This window comes from Streptomyces sp. WAC05374, from assembly GCF_004353505.1.
Taxonomy (GTDB): domain Bacteria; phylum Actinomycetota; class Actinomycetes; order Streptomycetales; family Streptomycetaceae; genus Streptomyces.
In genome coordinates, this window is record NZ_SMNQ01000001.1 from 474,616 (window position 1) to 489,796 (window position 15,181).

The following is a 15,181-nucleotide window of genomic DNA, read 5'->3' on the forward strand; positions in this document are numbered from 1 at the left end:
CCGGCTGGTGCGATCTGTCGCACGGACTGTGCGGACCCGCACGGCGGCGCACCGGCCCGTCGCACGGGGCCGTTTCGAGGGCGGTGGCGGGGCGGGTGTCGAGCCCCCCGGTCAGCGGGGCTCGGGGACGCGGAGCCAGGGCGCCGGGCCGCTGCCGTCCGTCCAGGCGTCCAGGCCGGCCCGGTCGACGCAGAGGATGCCGCACTGCTCGGCGTACTGCGTGGCGGGCTCGGTGAACTCGCTGGTGGTCACCACGGCGGCGACGTGGGCGTCGTGCACGGCGAAGCACGTGCCGCCGAAGCGCTGGACGTCCTGGGAGCCCACCTTGTTGTCCGGCCCGTACGCCTTGCACTGGATGACGACCCGGCGGCCGTCGGGCGCGGTGGCCACCACGTCGGCGCCCAGGTCGCCCGCGCCGCCGACGACTTCGACGTCCAGGCAGCCGTCCCGTACGCAGAGGTCGGCGACCGCCTGTTCGAAGGCGTCCGCGTCCATGGCCGAGTAGTCCACGTACACGGCCGCCGGCACGGGCGCGGCGGCGGTCGCGCGGCCCCGGCGGGCGGCGCGCACCAGGGCGAGGACCACCGCGAGGGTGCCGATCACGGCCAGGGCGGCGGCGGGTACGTCGGCGGCGTCGCCGACCGCCGCCCGCGCCATCGCTCCCGTACCGCACAGGACGATGGCCACCAGGCCGCAGCCGAGCGTGGTGTCGCGGAGGCTGAAGCGCGGGCGGCGGGCGCCCGTGCGGGTGGCTCGGTCCGTGCCCGGCCTGCGGACGGGTATCGCCATGTGCGGGCTCCCTTCTCACCTCACCGGTGAATGATCTTGTGTTGCCCGTATGCCCCGGCAGGTGGGCGTGACGCACCGGATCGGGGGCAAGCGTGGGTCATTCCGTGCAGAAAGGCAGGTCAACGTGCGCAGTGTGGGTGTCGAGGAGGAGCTGCTCCTGGTGGACGGCCGGAGCGGGGAGCCGAGGGCGTTGTCGACGGCCGTGCTGGCGGCGGCCCGGGACCCGCACGCCGACGAGGAGGTTTTCGAGAGTGAACTCCAGCGTCAGCAACTGGAGTTCGCCACCAGTCCGCAGACGGTCATGGGCGACCTTGGCGAGGAGATCCGGCGGTGCCGGGCCGAGGCGGCGCGGCACGCCGAGGGGCTGAACGCGTCGGTGGCCGCGCTGGCGACGTCGCCGCTGCCGGTCAGCCCGACGATCGGCACCGGTGAGCGCCACCAGTGGCTGAAGGAGCACTTCGGGCTGACCGCCCAGGAGCAGCTCACGTGCGGCTGCCATGTGCACGTGTCGGTGGAGTCGGACGAGGAGGGCGTGGCGGTCCTGGACCGCATCCGGCCGTGGCTGCCGGTGCTGCTGGCCATGAGCGGCAACTCGCCGTTCTGGCAGGGCGAGGACAGCGGTTACAGCAGTTACCGCAGCCGGGTGTGGGGGCGCTGGCCGTCGGCCGGGCCGGTGGAGATCTTCGGTTCCGCCGACCGCTATCACGAGCAGGTCGCCGACATGGTGGCGAGCGGGGTGCTGCGGGACGAGGGGATGGTGTACTTCGACGCCCGGCTGTCGCACACCTACCCGACCGTGGAGGTGCGGGTGGCGGACGTCTGCCTGGACCCGTCCACCACGGTGCTGGTCGCCACACTGGTGCGCGGCCTGGTGGAGACGGCGGCGCGGCAGTGGCGCGACGGTGAGCCGCCGGCGCGGCACGGGGTGGCGCTGCTGCGGCTGGCCGCCTGGCGGGCGGCCCGGTCGGGGCTGGAGGACCAGCTCGTCCACCCGGTGACGATGCGGCCGGCCCCGGCGGAGGCGGTGGTGCGGGCGCTGTTCGACCACGTCAGGGAAGCACTGGAGGACAGCGGTGACGTGGTGCCCGCCCAGGAGGCGCTGGCCGGGCTGCTGAAGACCGGCAACGGGGCCAGCGTCCAGCGGGACCTGCTGCGGCGGACGGGCGACCTGCGCGAGGTGGTCGCCGAGTGCGCCCGGATCACCACGGGATACCGGACGGGATGTTGACAGGGCGGGGCGCCGGGTGGGTGCATGGCTCAACGAGCTTTCACACCAGTCCCGTTGGGAGGCACGTTGCTCTTCCGCACCCGCCCGAGAAAGCACCTCCTGAGAAGACATCTGGTGCCGGCCACCGTCGCCCTCGCGGCGGTGGCCGGTACGGTGAGCCCTTCCGTACCGGCTGAACGGCACGGCCCGTCCGGCGGTGGCCTGTCGGCCGTCATCCGGTACACCGAGTACGGCATCCCGCACATCGTGGCCAAGGACTACGCGAATCTCGGCTTCGGCACCGGCTGGGCGCAGGCCGCCGACCAGGTGTGCGTGCTCGCCGACGGTTTCGTCACCGTACGCGGTGAGCGCTCGCGCCACTTCGGGCCGGACGCGGCGTCGGACGGAGCGCTGTCGTCCGCGCGGACCAACCTCTCCAGTGACCTGTACTTCCGCGGGGTACGGGACGCGGGGACGGTCGAGCGGCTGCTGCGCACGCCCGCACCGGCCGGGCCGAGCCGTGAGGCCCGGGAGCTGATGCGCGGCTGGGCGGCCGGCTACAACGCCTGGCTGCGGCAGAACCGCGTCACCGACCCGGCGTGCGCGGGCGCCGGATGGGTACGTCCGGTGTCGGCGCTGGACGTGGCGCGCCGCGCCTTCGCCCTGGCGGTGCTGGGCGGCCAGGGGCGTGCCGTTGGCGGCATCACGGCCGCGCGCCCGCCGGGTGCCGTCCCGGTGGCGCCGGCCGACCCGGTGCGTACGGCGCGGGCGGCACGCGCCCTGTTCGCCGGAGGGGGCGCCGGGAGCGCGGGCGGCGCCGGCACGGCTTCCGCCGGCACGGGTTCCGCCGACATGGGGTCCAACGCGGTGGCGTTCAGCGGCGCCACGACGGCGAACGGCCGCGGTCTGCTGTTGGGCAACCCGCACTACCCCTGGCACGGCGGGCGGCGCTTCTGGCAGTCGCAGCAGACCATCCCGGGCGAGCTGAACGTCTCGGGCGGTTCGCTGCTCGGCGGGACGGCCGTCAACATCGGGTTCACCGACAAGGTGGCGTGGAGCCACACGGTCGCCACCGGTGTCCCGCTCAACCTGCACCAGCTCACGCTGGACCCGTCCGACCCCACGGTCCACCTGGTCGACGGCAGGCGGGAAAGGATGCGGAAGCGGACGGTCACCGTGCCCGTCAAGGATGGTGTCCCGGTGACGCGTACGCAGTGGTGGACCCGGTACGGGCCGGTCGTCACCTCGCTGGGCCCGTCGCTGCCGCTGCCGTGGTCGGCGACGACGGCGTACGCGCTCAACGACCCCAACGCCGTCAACCTGCGCGCCACGGACACCGCGCTGGGCTTCGCCCGGGCCCGTTCGGCGGACGAGGTGCTGGGCGTGCTGCGGCGCACCCAGGGCCTGCCGTGGGTGAACACGGTCGCGGCGGACGCGGGCGGGCACACGGTGTTCAGCCAGTCGCAGGTGCTGCCGCGCATCACCGACGAGCTGGCACGGCGCTGTTCGACGCCGCTGGGCGCGGTGACGTACCCGGCGTCGGGCGTGGCGGTGCTGGACGGCGCGCGCTCCGGATGCGCGCCGGGCTCGGACCGGGACGCGGTGCAGCCGGGGATCTTCGGGCCGTCGCGGATGCCGGTGCTCAAGGACGCGCCGTACGCGGTGAACTCCAACGACAGCGCGTGGCTGACCAACGCGGAGCGGCCCCTGACCGGCTACGAGCGGGTGTTCGGGACGATCGCGACGCCCCGTTCGCTGCGCACCCGGGGCGGTGTCGCGGACGTGGCGGCGATGGCCGCGCGGGGCCGGCTGACGGTGGCGGACCTCCAGCGGCAGCAGTTCGCCAACCGGGCGCCGGCCGGTGACCTGGCGGCGGCCGACGTCGCGAGGGCCTGCCCGGCCGTGCTGCCGGACGACCCGCGGGCGTGCGAGGTGATCGGGCGGTGGGACCGCACGATGGACACCGGCAGCCGGGGCGCGCTGCTCTTCGACCGCTTCTGGCGCAGGCTGACCGCGTCCGTCCCGGCGGACGCGCTGTGGAAGGTGCCGTTCTCGGCGGCGGACCCGGTCCGTACGCCGCACACCCTCGACACCGGTGGGCCCGCCTTCGCCACGGCGCTGAAGGGCGCCGTCGCCGAGCTGCGGGCGGCCGGCATACCGCTGGACGCGCCGCTGGGCGACCACCAGTTCGTGGTGCGCGGCGGCCATCGGGTCCCGGTGCACGGCGGTACGGAGTCGCTGGGCGTGTGGAACAAGACCGAGCCGGTGTGGAACGCGGCCGGCGGGGGCTACACGGAGGTGGCGCACGGGACGAGCCACGTCCAGGCGGTCGGCTGGGACGGCGGCCGGTGCCCGGTGGCACGGACCCTGCTGACGTACTCCCAGTCGTCGGACCCGGCGTCGCCGCACTTCAGCGACCAGACGTCGCTGTTCTCGGGCGAGCGGTGGGTGACGGCCCGGTTCTGCGAGAAGGACATCCTGGCCGACCCGAAGCTGAGGGTGGTGCGCGTCAGGGGCTGAACGACAGGAACACGAAGGCGGCGAACAGCACCAGGTGCACGCCGCCCTGGAGGAGGGTGGCTCGTCCGGGCACCACGGTCAGGGCGCTCACCGCGGCGGTGAGCGTGAGCAGCGCCAGGTGGAGCGGGCCCAGTCCCAGGACCAGGGGCCCGGACAGCCAGACGGTGGCGAGGGCGATCACCGGGATCGTCAGGCCGATGCTGGCGATCGCGGAGCCGTACGCGAGGTTGAGGCTGGTCTGCACGCGGTCCCGGCGGGCGGCACGCACGGCCGCCAGGGACTCCGGCAGCAGCACCATCAGGGCGATGACGACTCCGACGACCGCCTTGGGCAGCCCGGCGGACTCGACACCGTCCTCGATGGTGGGCGAGACGAGTTTGGCGTTGCCGACGACGGCGACCAGGGCCACCAGGAGCAGCCCGAGGCTCCACCACGTCTCCGTGACGGTGGGCGGCGGCGCGTGATCGTCGTCGCCCGCCGCCGCGCCGTCGCGGGCGACGGGGAGGAAGTAGTCGCGGTGCCGGACGGTCTGCACGGCGACGAAGATCCCGTAGAGGCAGAGCGAGGCGCCGGCGGCGAAGGCGAGCTGCGCCCCGGTGAACTCGGGGCCCGGCCGGCTGGTGGTGAAGCTGGGCAGCACCAGCGTCATGGCGGCGAGCGTGAGGACGGTGGCGAGGGCGCCGCCGGAGCCCTCGGCGTTGAAGACGGCGACCCGCCGCTTGTGCAGGGCGGCGACGAGGAGGGACAGGCCGACGATGCCGTTGCAGGTGATCATGACGGCGGCGAACACGGTGTCGCGGGCATAGGTGGACGCCTTGTCGCCGCCGCCCGCCATCAGCATGACGATCAGCCCGACCTCGATGACGGTCACCGCGACGGCGAGGACGAGGGACCCGAACGGCTCGCCGACGCGGTGCGCGACGACCTCGGCGTGGTGCACGGCCGACAGGACCGAGCCGATCAGGCAGAGCCCGACGACCGCGACGACCGGCCCCGGCAGGTCCCGCCCCCAGCCCGCGGCCAGTACGAGCACGGCGGCCACCGGCGCCCAGGTGGTCCACTGCCGCGCGGGCCCCGGCGCCCCGCCGGGCGCCGCGCCCCGCTGGTCCGTGCCGGTGTCCGTGCCCGTGCCGCCCGTGCCGGTGCTCATGCCGCCACGCTGCCAGAGCGGGCGGCGCACCGCGCGGCAGGGGCACCGAAACGGGTGCGCCGGTGCGGCTACACCGCGCGCTGCCGGCCTTCCCAGTACGGGTCGCGCAGGCGGCGCTTGTAGAGCTTGCCGTTGGGGTCGCGGGGCATCGACGCGATGAAGTCGACGCTCCTGGGGCGTTTGTAGCCGGCGAGACGCCCCGCGCAGTGGGCCAGGATCGCGGAGGCCAGGCCGGCGTCGGGGGCGTGCCCCTCGGCGGGCTCGACGACCGCCTTGACCTCCTCGCCCCAGTCGGGGTGCGGGACGCCGAAGGCTGCGGCGTCGGCCACGGCGGGGTGGGTGAGCAGGACGGCCTCGATCTCGGCGGGGTAGACGTTGACGCCGCCCGAGATGATCATGTCGATCTTGCGGTCGCGGAGGAAGAGGTAACCGTCCTCGTCGAGGTGGCCCAGGTCGCCGACGGTGAAGTAGTCGCCGATCCGGTTCTTGCGGGTCTTGGCCTCGTCCTTGTGGTAGCTGAAGCCGCCGGTGGTCATCTTCATGTAGACGGTGCCCAGTTCGCCGGGGGGCAGCGGGCGGCCGTCGTCGTCGAGGACGGCGAGTTCGCTGATGGGCCACGCCCGGCCGACCGTACCGGGCTTCTTCAGCCAGTCCTCGGCGGTGGCGAACGCGCCGCCGCCCTCGCTGGCCGCGTAGTACTCCTCCACGCACGTCCCCCACCAGTCGATCATCGCCCGCTTGACGTGCTCGGGGCACGGTGCGGCGCCGTGGATGGCGTGGCGCATCGACGTCACGTCGTACGCCGTCCGCACCTCCTCGGGGAGGGCGAGCAGGCGGTGGAACTGGGTGGGGACCATATGGGTGTGGGTGCACCGGTGGGCGTCGATCAGGCGCAGCATCTCCTCGGGCGTCCACTTGTCCATGACGACGAGGGGGTGGCCGATGTGCAGGGAGGCGCCCGCGAATTGCAGCACGGCGGTGTGGTAGAGCGGCGAACAGACCAGGTGGACGTTGCCGTCGTACGGCTTGATGCCGAAGATCCCGAGGAAGCCGCCGAGGTACGTCTCCTCCGGCGGCCTGCCGGGCAGGGGGCGGCGGATGCCGCGCGGGCGGCCCGTGGTGCCGGAGGTGTAGTTCATCACCCAGCCGAGCGTGCGGCCTTCGGGCGGTGAGGCGGGCTGGCCGTCGAGGAGTCCGGCGTACGGGCGGAAGCCGTCGGCGGGCCCGACGGCGTAGCGCTGTCCGGGCGGGAGCCCCGCCTCGTCGGCGGCGGCGCGCGCCGCCTCGGCGAACCGTTCGTGCGCGATGAGCACCTTGGCGCCGGAGTCGGCGACGATCCAGGCGATCTCGGGCGCGACGAGGTGGTGGTTGACCGGGACCAGGTAGAAGCCCGCCTGGGACGCGGCCAGGTACGCGGTGAGGAACTCCACGCCGTTGGGCAGGACGACGGCGAAGGCGTCGCCGGTCTCCATTCCGGCCGCGCGCAGTCCGTGGACGAGCCGGTTCGCGGCGGCGTGCAGCTCGCCGGCGGTCCACCGCTCTCCGTCGGGCGCGGTCAGGACCGTACGGGCGGGGTCGGCGGCGGCCTGGGCCCAGAAGCCGTTGGGCCGCCCGCCGTCGCCCGGCGGGCTCGGCGGGCCCCCCGCCGGCTCGCTCCCGGCCGGCTGCTTGCGGACCGCCTGCTTCCCCGCCGGCTCGCCGCCGACCGGTTGCTGCTGTGCGACCGGCTCGTTCATGACCGGCTCCTCTGCGCGATGTGGTGGAGACGGGTGACCGCCCGTTCGAAGCCCCGGGTGAGGTCGTCGAAGACCTCGCGCACGCTGCGTTCGGAGGTCATCCGGCCGACGATCTGCCCCACGGGCGTGCCGAGCAGCGGCTCGACCTCGTACTTCTGGATACGGGAGACGGCTTCGGCCACCAGTAGCCCCTGGAGGGGCATGGGGAGCGTTCCGGGGCCGTCCGGGTCGTCCCAGGCGTCGGTCCACGCGGTGCGGAGCTGGCGGGCGGGTTTGCCGGTGAGGGCGCGGGAGCGGACGGTGTCGCCGCTGCCGGCGGCCAGCAGCTTGGCGGTGAGAGCGGGCGAGTGGAGGTCGGCCTCGGTGGTGGTGAGCCAGAGGGAGCCGAGCCAGACGCCCTGGGCGCCGAGGGCGAGCCCGGCGGCGATCTGCTCGCCGCTGCCGATGCCTCCGGCGGCGAGGACGGGCAGGGGGCTGACCGCCTCGACGACCTCGGGCGTCAGGACCATGGACGCGATCTCGCCCGTGTGGCCGCCCGCCTCGTACCCCTGGGCGACGACGACGTCGATGCCCGCCTCGGCGTGGCGCCGGGCGTGCGTGGCGCTGCCGGCGAGGGCGGCGACGAGGATGCCGCGCTCGTGGGCGCGGCGCACGACGTCGGGGGGCGGGGAGCCGAGCGCGTTGGCGAGGAGGGCGATGGGGTGTTCGAGGGCGACGTCGAGCTGCGCCCGGGCGACCTGCTCCATCCAGCCGGTGATGCGCCAGCCGGATGCCTCGCCGTCGGCGAGTTCGGGCACACCGTGCTTGGCGAGGGTCTCGGCGACGAACCGCCGGTGCGTGTCGGGGATCAGCGCCTCGACGTCGGCCTCGGTGACGCCCTCCACCTTCGCGGCCGGCATGACGACGTCGAGGCCGTAAGGCAGGCCGCCGGTGTGGGCCCGCATCCAGTCGAGGTCCCGGGCGAGGTCGTCGGGCGCGGTGTAGCGGACGGCGCCGAGTACGCCGAACCCGCCCGCTCTGGTGATGGCGGCCGCCACGGCGGGGAAGGGCGTGAAGCCGAAGATGGCGTGCTCGACACCCAGTCTCTTGCTCAGCTCCGTCTCCATGGGCGGCAGGATGCCGCAGCGGAACGGGCGAGGGAAGAGAATTTCTGATGCAGCGTCAGATTCTTTCCGGGTGGCCGGTTCTTGACGCGGTCGGGCTGACGGTAAGAAAGTTTCACGTGGTGCGGGTGGTGGCGAAGAATTCTTTCAGGAGGCTTCTCCGGCTGTGCGGGGCTTCCGAAGCTGTCCGGAAGGGGGACCGTGATGGGCATGACGGAGGGGATCAGCCGTCGCCGGTTCGGCGGCGGGGTGCTGACCCTGGGAGGTGGGCTGGTGATCGGTTCGATTCCGGGGGCCGCCGCGGCGGCGGGGTCCCGTGGAGCTCCGGGCGGCCGGCCCACGCTGCGGCTGGGCTCCGCCGAGCGCGCCGGGCTGCTGCCCGAGCACCTGGACCGGCTGGTCGCCGACGCCGAGCGGTTCCTGGAGCCCTCCCCCAAACACCCGTGGTACGCGGGCGCGGTGCTTCTGGCGGGACGCGGCGGCACGGTGGCGCTGCACCGGGCGATCGGGCACGCGGTGCGCTACGCGGCGTACGACGAGAAGACCGACACGGGCGTGGAGTTGCCGCCCGAGCGCCGGATCGCGATGGCCGAGGACACGGTCTTCGACCTGGCGTCGGTCTCCAAACTGTTCACCTCCGTCCTGGCCGTGCGGCAACTGGAGCGCGGGGCGCTGGAGCTGGAGGAGAAGGTCACGGCGTACCTGCCCGAATTCGCGGGCGGCGGCAAGCAGGACATCACGGTACGTCAGTTGCTCACGCACACCTCCGGCCTCCGCGCCTGGATCCCGCTGTACAAGGAGCCGACGCGGGAGGGGAAGCTGCGGCTGCTGTGGCAGGAGGCCCCGGCCCACCCGCCCGGCACGCGGTACCTCTACTCCGATCTCAACCTGATCTCCCTGCAGCTCGTCCTGGAGAGGATCACCGGCCACTCGCTGGACGCCCTGCTGCGCAACGAGATCACCGGTCCGCTCGGGATGCACCGCACGCGCTTCAACCCGCCCGCCTCCTGGAGACCGAAGATCGCCGCCACCGAGGACGCCCGGCCGCCCTGGTCGGGCCTGGACCGCGGCATGGTGTGGGGCGAGGTCCACGACGAGAACGCGTACGGTTTCGGGGGCGTGGCGGGCCACGCGGGTGTCTTCTCCTGCGCGTGGGACCTGGCCGTCCTGGCCCGTACGCTGCTGAACGGCGGCGTGTACGGGCACGCGCGCATCCTGGAACCCAAGTCGGTGGAGCTGATGTTCACCGACTTCAACACCGCCTTCCCCGGCGACGAGCACGGCCTGGGCTTCGAGCTCAACCAGCACTGGTACATGGGCGCCATGGCCACCCCGCACACCGCGGGCCACACCGGTTTCACGGGCACCAGCCTGGTGATCGACCCCACGACCGATTCCTTCCTGGTGGTGCTCGGCAACTCGGTCCACCCGGTGCGCGGCTGGCGCTCCGGCTCCGCGCCGCGCGTGGCCGCCGCGAACAACCTGGCACGCGCCGTTCCGGTACGCCCCGCGCGGGGCCGCACCGCCTGGTACGCGGGCATGGCCGCCGGTGCGTCGGCGACGCTCACCCTGCCGGAGCTGACGCCCGCGTCGCCGCGCCCCCGGCTGCGCTGCTCGGTGTGGTGGGACACCGAGCCCGGTGCGGACGCCCTGTACCTGGAGGCGTCCGGCGACGCGGGCGCGACCTGGCGGCCGGTGCCGTTCGTGACGACCGTACGTCACGGGCAGCAGCCCCGGCAGCACCCGGCCGGGTCGGTGAGCGGCTGGTCCGGCCGGGTCTGGCACCGGCTGGAGGCGGACCTGTCCGGATGGCGGGGCACACCGGTCCGGCTGCGCTGGCGGTACGCCACGGACCGGCTGTACGTCGGGCGCGGGGTGTACGTGGACGCCCTGCGCGTCCAGGACGGCTCGCGGACCCTCTTCGACGAGGCGCGGCCCGGGGACGGCGCCCGGATCGAGGCGCAGGGGTGGGTGGAGTCGGCGAACTGACTGGTCACGGCGGTGCGGATGCGGGTTTCGTACGGGCGAGCGAAACTGAGGGGCGGGGGGTCACTCTGCGAGGAGAGGATGACCCATGTCCGTGATGGACAAGCTCAAGCAGATGCTCAAGGGCCACGAGGACAAGGCCGCCCAAGGCATCGACAAGGGCGGCGACTACGTCGACAAGAGGACCCAGGGCAAGTACAGCGGTCAGGTGGACACCGGCCAGGAGCGGCTCAAGAACGAGTTCGGCAGCGACCCGAACCAGGACCCGCCGACCCGGACCTGATGCCGGCCCACCCGGCCCCGGCCTGTCCGGAGCGGTGACAGCCTTCCCGTCCCCGGTGGTCGTGCTCCCACGACCACCGGGGACGGGCGTGTGCCCTTCGCCCGTGCTCCGGGGACCCGTCTCCCCTCCCCCGCGCGGCGCGCTCGGGGCGGCTCCACCACCCGCCCGCGCGACTCGGCGTGCGCTGGAGCGGCGACTGATGAACAGTCGTGTCGAGTCCCCAACTCGAAGGAGAAACTCATGCTTCGGCGCATCTCGCTCGTTCTGGCCGGCCTGCTGGCGGTCGGCTTCATGGCCGCGGCCCCCGCCGCCGCCCACGGCGACGACGTGGAAGGCTGCTGGGGGTCCGGCGGCCACGTGAAGGCAGGCGACGTCAAGGTCAAGCACCACGAGGCCACCTGCTGGGACGTCGGCTGACCCCACGAGCGGCACACGGATGGGCGCCCTGGTGGCGCCCATCGGTGTGTCGTCCGGCCGTGGTGCCTCAGCGGCCCAGGACCGCCATGGCGGCGTTGTGACCCGGGATGCCGCTGACGCCGCCGCCGCGCACCGCGCCCGCCCCGCAGAGCAGCACGTTGGCGTGGGTGGTCTCCACGCCCCACCGGCCGGTCGTGTCGGTGGCGTGGGGGAAGGCGAGGTCGCCGTGGAAGATGTGGCCGCCGGGCAGCCCCACCTCCCGTTCCAGGTCGAGCGGGGTCTTGGCCTCGATGCAGGGGCGTCCCTCCGCGTCGGTGGCGAGGCAGTCGGCGAGCGGTTCGTCCAGGTGGGTGTCCAGCTCGGCGAGGGTCGCCTTGAGCAGGGCGGCGCGGGCGGCGTCGTTGTCGGCCGCGAAGAGCCGCGCCGGGGTGTGCAGGCCGAAGAGCGTCAGCGTCTGGTGGCCCCTGGCGGCCAGGTCGGGGCCGAGGATCGTCGGGTCGCTCAGGGAGTGGCAGTAGATCTCGGAGGGCGGGGCACCCGGCAGCCGGCCGGCCGCCGCCTCCCGGTACGCGGCGGCCAGTTGCCCGTACCCCTCGGAGATGTGGAACGTCCCCGCGAACGCCTCACGCGGGTCGACGGACCGGTCGCGCAGCCGGGGCAGCCGCGTCAGCAGCATGTTGACCTTGAGCTGCGCACCCTCGGCGGGCGGCGGGGCGCTCTCGCCCAGCAGGCCGGCCAGCGTGTGCGGTGAGGCGCCCACCAGCACGTACCGGGCGCCGGCCGCGCCCTCGCCGTCCGCCGTGCGGAAGGCGACCTCGGCGTGGTGGCCGTCCGTGGTGATCCGGGTCGCCTCGTGGCCGGTGCGGATCTCGGCGCCCGCGGCGCGCGCCGCGTCCGCGAGCGCGGTGGTGAGGGCGCCCATGCCGCCGACCGGCACGTTCCAGTCACCCGTCCCGCCGCCGATCACGTGGTAGAGGAAGCAGCGGTTCTGCACCAGGGACGGGTCGTGGGCGTCGGCGAACGTGCCGATCAGGGCGTCGGTGAGCACCACGCCCCGCACCAGGTCGTCGGCGAAGTGCTCCTCGACGGCGACGCCGACGGGCTCCTCGAAGAGCATCCGCCACGCCTCGTCGTCGTCGATCCGGGCGCGCAGCGCCTCGCGGGTGGGCAGCGGCTCGGTGAGGGTGGGGAAGACCCGCTGGGCGACGTGCCCGGTCCGGGCGTAGAAGCGCCGCCAGGCCGTGTACTCGGCGTCCGAACCGGTGAGCGCGGCGAACGACTCGCGGGTCCGTTCACCGCCCACCAGCAGGCCGGTGGCCCGGCCCCGCCGCTCCACCGGGGTGTACGAGGAGATGGTGCGCCGGGCGACGGTGAAGCGCAGGCCCAGGTCCCGCACGATCTTCCGGGGCAGCAGGGAGACCAGGTAGGAGTAGCGCGAGAGCCGGGCGTCCACCCCCGGGAAGGGCCGTGTGGAGACGGCGGCCCCGCCGGTGCCCGGGAGGCGTTCCAGGACGAGGACGGAGCGCCCGGCGCGGGCGAGGTAGGCGGCGGCGACCAGTCCGTTGTGGCCACCGCCGACGATGACGGCGTCGTACGAGCGCGGTACGGTCATGGCCCTTCGTAGCACGCGCCGCCGCGGGCCTTCCAGTGGCCGTCGCGCCGGCGCAGCGCGGCCACCCGCCGGTACCGCTCGGCGGCCTCGGCCTGCCGCCCGAGCTGCTGGAGGCAGTGGGCCTCGTCGTCGCGGCTGGCCAGGGCGTCGGGGTGGGTGGCGCCGAGCACCCGGTCCCGGGCCTCGGCGACCCGCTGGTAGACGGAGAGCGCCTCGTGCCAGCGGCCGAGCCAGCCGAGCCCCACGGCGATCTCCCGGCGGCTGACCAGCGTGTCGGGGTGGTCGGGGCCGAGCACCCGCTCGCGGGCGGCGCACACGTCGCGGGCCTCGGCGAGCGCCTCCCGCCAGCGACCGAGGCGGCCGAGGTTGACGCCCAGGCCGTGCCGGGCGCGCAGGGTCTCCGGGTCGTCCGGCCCGTGCGCCCGGGTGCGGGCGGCGACGAGGTCGCGGAACAGCTCCAGCGCTTCCGGGCCGCGGCCGAGCCTGCCGAGGCTTATCCCCACCTCGTGGCGGGCGGCGAGCGTGTCGGGGTGGTCCGGGCCCAGGGCGCGGGCGCGGGCGGCGGCGACGTCCCGGTAGGTGCGCAGGGCGTCGGTCCAGCGCCCGAGCTGGCCGAGGGCGTGCGCCACCTCGTACCGGGTGACCAGGGTGTCGGGGTGGTCGGGTCCCAGCAGCGCGGCGCGGGCGGCGGCCACCTCGTCGGCCATGCGGTACGACTCCTCCAGGCGGCCGAGCCGGCCCAGGTTGAACGCCAGGTTGTGGCGGCAGCGCAGCGTGTCGGGGTGGTCGGGGCCCTGGGTGCGCGTGCGGGCGTCGAGGACGGAGGTGTACGTGCGGTGGGCCTCGGCATGGCGTCCGAGCCGGCCCAGCACGTACGCCATTTCCTGGCGCACCGTCAGTGTCTCGGGATGGTCGGGGCCGAGCGCCCGGGCGCGGCCCTCGGCGACGCGGCCGAACTCGCGCAGCGCGTCGGCGTCGCGGCCGGTCCGGCCGAACGCGAAGCCTGCCTCGTAGCGGCTGGTCAGGGTGTCGGGGTGGTCGGCGCCCAGGGTCCGCTCCCGTTCGGCGGCGACCGTGCGGTGCACCTCCCCCGCCTCCTTCCAGCGGCCCAGGCGCCCCAGGCGGAGGCCCTCGCCGTGCCGGCCGGCGAGGCGGGCGAGCACCTCGGGCGGTACGCCGTGCGCCTCCGCCCGCGCCCGCGGGGGGGTGGGCGGGACGGGAGGGAGGGGCGGCAGGGGCGGGGGGGGGGGGGGGGGGGGGGGCGGGGGCGGCGGGGCGGGGGGGGGGGGGGGGCGTGCGGCGTCGCCGCCGGTACGGGGGGGGGGGGGGCGGGCGGGGCGGGGGCGGCGGTCCACTCGCCGGTGAGGCCCGCCGACGGGTCGGGCGGCGGGGTGGCGTGCAGCAGGGCGGTGCCCACCGCCTTGTGACCGGTGGTCATGCCGCGGGTCCAGGACGGCAGGTGGTGGGGCGCGTGCGGGTACGCCGGGGCGAGGGGGAAGGGCGCGTGGAGCACCGGCGCCGGGGCCGGGCGGGCGGCGGTGATGCGGCGGCGGAGGTCGGCGGCGTCGTCGGGGCGGCCGTCGGGGCTCTTGGCGAGCAGGTCGAGCACGAGGCGCTCGAAGAACTCGGGGATCTCCGCCCGGCGGTTGCGCAGCGGTTCGGGCGTGGTGTCGCGGTGGCCGACCAGGATCGCCCAGGCGTCGTCCAGGTCGAAGGGCGGGGTGCCGGTGGCGATCTCGTACAGGACGCAGCCCAGCGAGTACAGGTCGCTGCGGTGGTCGACGTGGCCGCCGCTGATCTGCTCCGGCGACATGTAGTGCGGGGTGCCCATGGCGATGCCGGTGCCGGTGAGCCGGGAGGTGAAGCCGATGTCGGCGCCGAGGCGGGCGATGCCGAAGTCGCAGATCTTCACGGTGCCGTCGCCGAGCCGCATGATGTTGGCGGGCTTGAGGTCCCGGTGCACGATGCCCTGCCGGTGGGTGTAGGCGAGGGCGTCGGCGACCTGCTCGGCGATGTCGACGACGTCGTGGACGGGCAGCGGGTGCTGTGCGTGGTCCTCCAGGAGCTGGCTGAGGTTGCGGCCGTCGAGGAGCTCCATGACGAGGTAGAGCAGGCCGTCGGACTCTCCGAAGTCGTGGACGACGGTGACGCCGCGGTGCTGGAGGGCGGCCGCCACGCGCGCCTCGCGGCGGAAGCGCTCACGCAGCACCCGGATGAAGTTCGGGTCCTGCTGCGGGCCCAGCGGTTTGAGGCACTTGACCGCCACGCGGCGCCCGAGCGACTCGTCGGTCGCGCGCCACACCTCGCCCATGCCGCCGCGTCCGATCAGCTCCTCGAGCCGGAACCGGCCCTGGAGCAGCCTGCTCTCCCCCATCGCG

The 15,181-nt window shown here is 74.5% G+C and carries 10 protein-coding genes and 1 pseudogene; 5 read left to right on the top strand and 6 right to left on the bottom strand.

What is annotated here, in order from left to right:
• Nucleotides 1-111 precede the first annotated feature (111 nt).
• A complete protein-coding gene (locus tag E2B92_RS02235) occupies nt 112-789 on the bottom strand; it encodes a restriction endonuclease (protein ID WP_126887419.1) in 678 nt (225 codons plus the stop codon).
• Between the two features lie 124 nt (nt 790-913).
• Here E2B92_RS02235 and E2B92_RS02240 point away from each other — a divergent pair, with 124 nt between their 5' ends.
• The gene (locus E2B92_RS02240) at nt 914-2,017 is read left to right on the top strand and encodes a glutamate--cysteine ligase 2 (protein ID WP_126887418.1); all 1,104 of its coding nucleotides are present in this window, start codon (nt 914-916) and stop codon (nt 2,015-2,017) included.
• A 24-nt stretch (nt 2,018-2,041) separates the two neighbouring features.
• Nucleotides 2,042-4,516 (top strand): penicillin acylase family protein, encoded by a 2,475-nt coding sequence (locus E2B92_RS02245; RefSeq protein WP_126887417.1) that lies wholly within the window; start codon nt 2,042-2,044, stop codon nt 4,514-4,516.
• Here E2B92_RS02245 and E2B92_RS02250 read toward each other — a convergent pair.
• The 3 genes from E2B92_RS02250 to E2B92_RS02260 all read right to left on the bottom strand — a co-directional run bounded on the left by E2B92_RS02250 (nt 4,506) and on the right by E2B92_RS02260 (nt 8,508).
• Nucleotides 4,506-5,666, bottom strand: a complete 1,161-nt coding sequence (locus tag E2B92_RS02250; protein ID WP_126887416.1) for a calcium:proton antiporter — start codon at nt 5,664-5,666, stop codon at nt 4,506-4,508. The genes E2B92_RS02245 and E2B92_RS02250 overlap by 11 nt on opposite strands.
• Nucleotides 5,667-5,734: 68 nt before the next feature.
• On the bottom strand, nt 5,735-7,402 hold the full coding sequence (locus E2B92_RS02255) for an acyl-CoA synthetase (protein ID WP_126887415.1): 1,668 nt from the start codon (nt 7,400-7,402) through the stop codon (nt 5,735-5,737).
• Nucleotides 7,399-8,508 carry an NAD(P)H-dependent flavin oxidoreductase gene (locus E2B92_RS02260; protein ID WP_126887414.1) on the bottom strand — a complete coding sequence of 370 codons (1,110 nt, stop codon included), beginning with the start codon at nt 8,506-8,508 and terminating at the stop codon, nt 7,399-7,401. The genes E2B92_RS02255 and E2B92_RS02260 overlap by 4 nt, the downstream gene beginning before the upstream one ends.
• 207 nt (nt 8,509-8,715) lie before the next feature.
• Between E2B92_RS02260 and E2B92_RS02265 the strand changes: the two genes are divergently transcribed.
• The 3 genes from E2B92_RS02265 (at nt 8,716) to E2B92_RS32590 (ending at nt 11,191) form a co-directional block, all read left to right on the top strand.
• Nucleotides 8,716-10,494, top strand: coding sequence for a serine hydrolase domain-containing protein (locus E2B92_RS02265; protein ID WP_133087367.1), 1,779 nt, complete (start codon nt 8,716-8,718; stop codon nt 10,492-10,494).
• A gap of 85 nt (nt 10,495-10,579) precedes the next feature.
• Nucleotides 10,580-10,774, top strand: a complete 195-nt coding sequence (locus E2B92_RS02270; protein ID WP_126887413.1) for an antitoxin — start codon at nt 10,580-10,582, stop codon at nt 10,772-10,774.
• Nucleotides 10,775-11,014: 240 nt separating this feature from the next.
• On the top strand, nt 11,015-11,191 hold the full coding sequence (locus tag E2B92_RS32590; RefSeq protein ID WP_160159727.1) for a hypothetical protein: 177 nt from the start codon (nt 11,015-11,017) through the stop codon (nt 11,189-11,191).
• Nucleotides 11,192-11,258: 67 nt separating this feature from the next.
• On the opposite strand, the gene E2B92_RS02275 is transcribed toward E2B92_RS32590, so the two are convergent.
• Nucleotides 11,259-12,803, bottom strand: a complete 1,545-nt coding sequence (locus E2B92_RS02275; protein WP_126887412.1) for a phytoene desaturase family protein — start codon at nt 12,801-12,803, stop codon at nt 11,259-11,261.
• A pseudogene (locus E2B92_RS33225) lies at nt 12,800-15,177 on the bottom strand (tetratricopeptide repeat protein). The gene E2B92_RS02275 and the pseudogene E2B92_RS33225 overlap by 4 nt, the downstream one beginning before the upstream one ends.
• Nucleotides 15,178-15,181: the final 4 nt, after the last annotated feature.

Excerpts from the sequence above, each read along its gene's own strand:
- E2B92_RS02250 (WP_126887416.1), bottom strand. The coding sequence starts at position 5,666 with ATGAGCACCGGCACGGGCGGCACGGGCACGGACACCGGCACGGACCAG.
- E2B92_RS02260 (WP_126887414.1), bottom strand. The coding sequence starts at position 8,508 with ATGGAGACGGAGCTGAGCAAGAGACTGGGTGTCGAGCACGCCATCTTC.
- E2B92_RS02270 (WP_126887413.1), top strand. The coding sequence starts at position 10,580 with ATGTCCGTGATGGACAAGCTCAAGCAGATGCTCAAGGGCCACGAGGAC.
- E2B92_RS02275 (WP_126887412.1), bottom strand. The coding sequence starts at position 12,803 with ATGACCGTACCGCGCTCGTACGACGCCGTCATCGTCGGCGGTGGCCAC.
- E2B92_RS02235 (WP_126887419.1), bottom strand. The coding sequence starts at position 789 with ATGGCGATACCCGTCCGCAGGCCGGGCACGGACCGAGCCACCCGCACG.
- E2B92_RS02245 (WP_126887417.1), top strand. The coding sequence starts at position 2,042 with ATGGCTCAACGAGCTTTCACACCAGTCCCGTTGGGAGGCACGTTGCTC.
- E2B92_RS02255 (WP_126887415.1), bottom strand. The coding sequence starts at position 7,402 with ATGAACGAGCCGGTCGCACAGCAGCAACCGGTCGGCGGCGAGCCGGCG.
- E2B92_RS32590 (WP_160159727.1), top strand. The coding sequence starts at position 11,015 with ATGCTTCGGCGCATCTCGCTCGTTCTGGCCGGCCTGCTGGCGGTCGGC.
- E2B92_RS02265 (WP_133087367.1), top strand. The coding sequence starts at position 8,716 with ATGACGGAGGGGATCAGCCGTCGCCGGTTCGGCGGCGGGGTGCTGACC.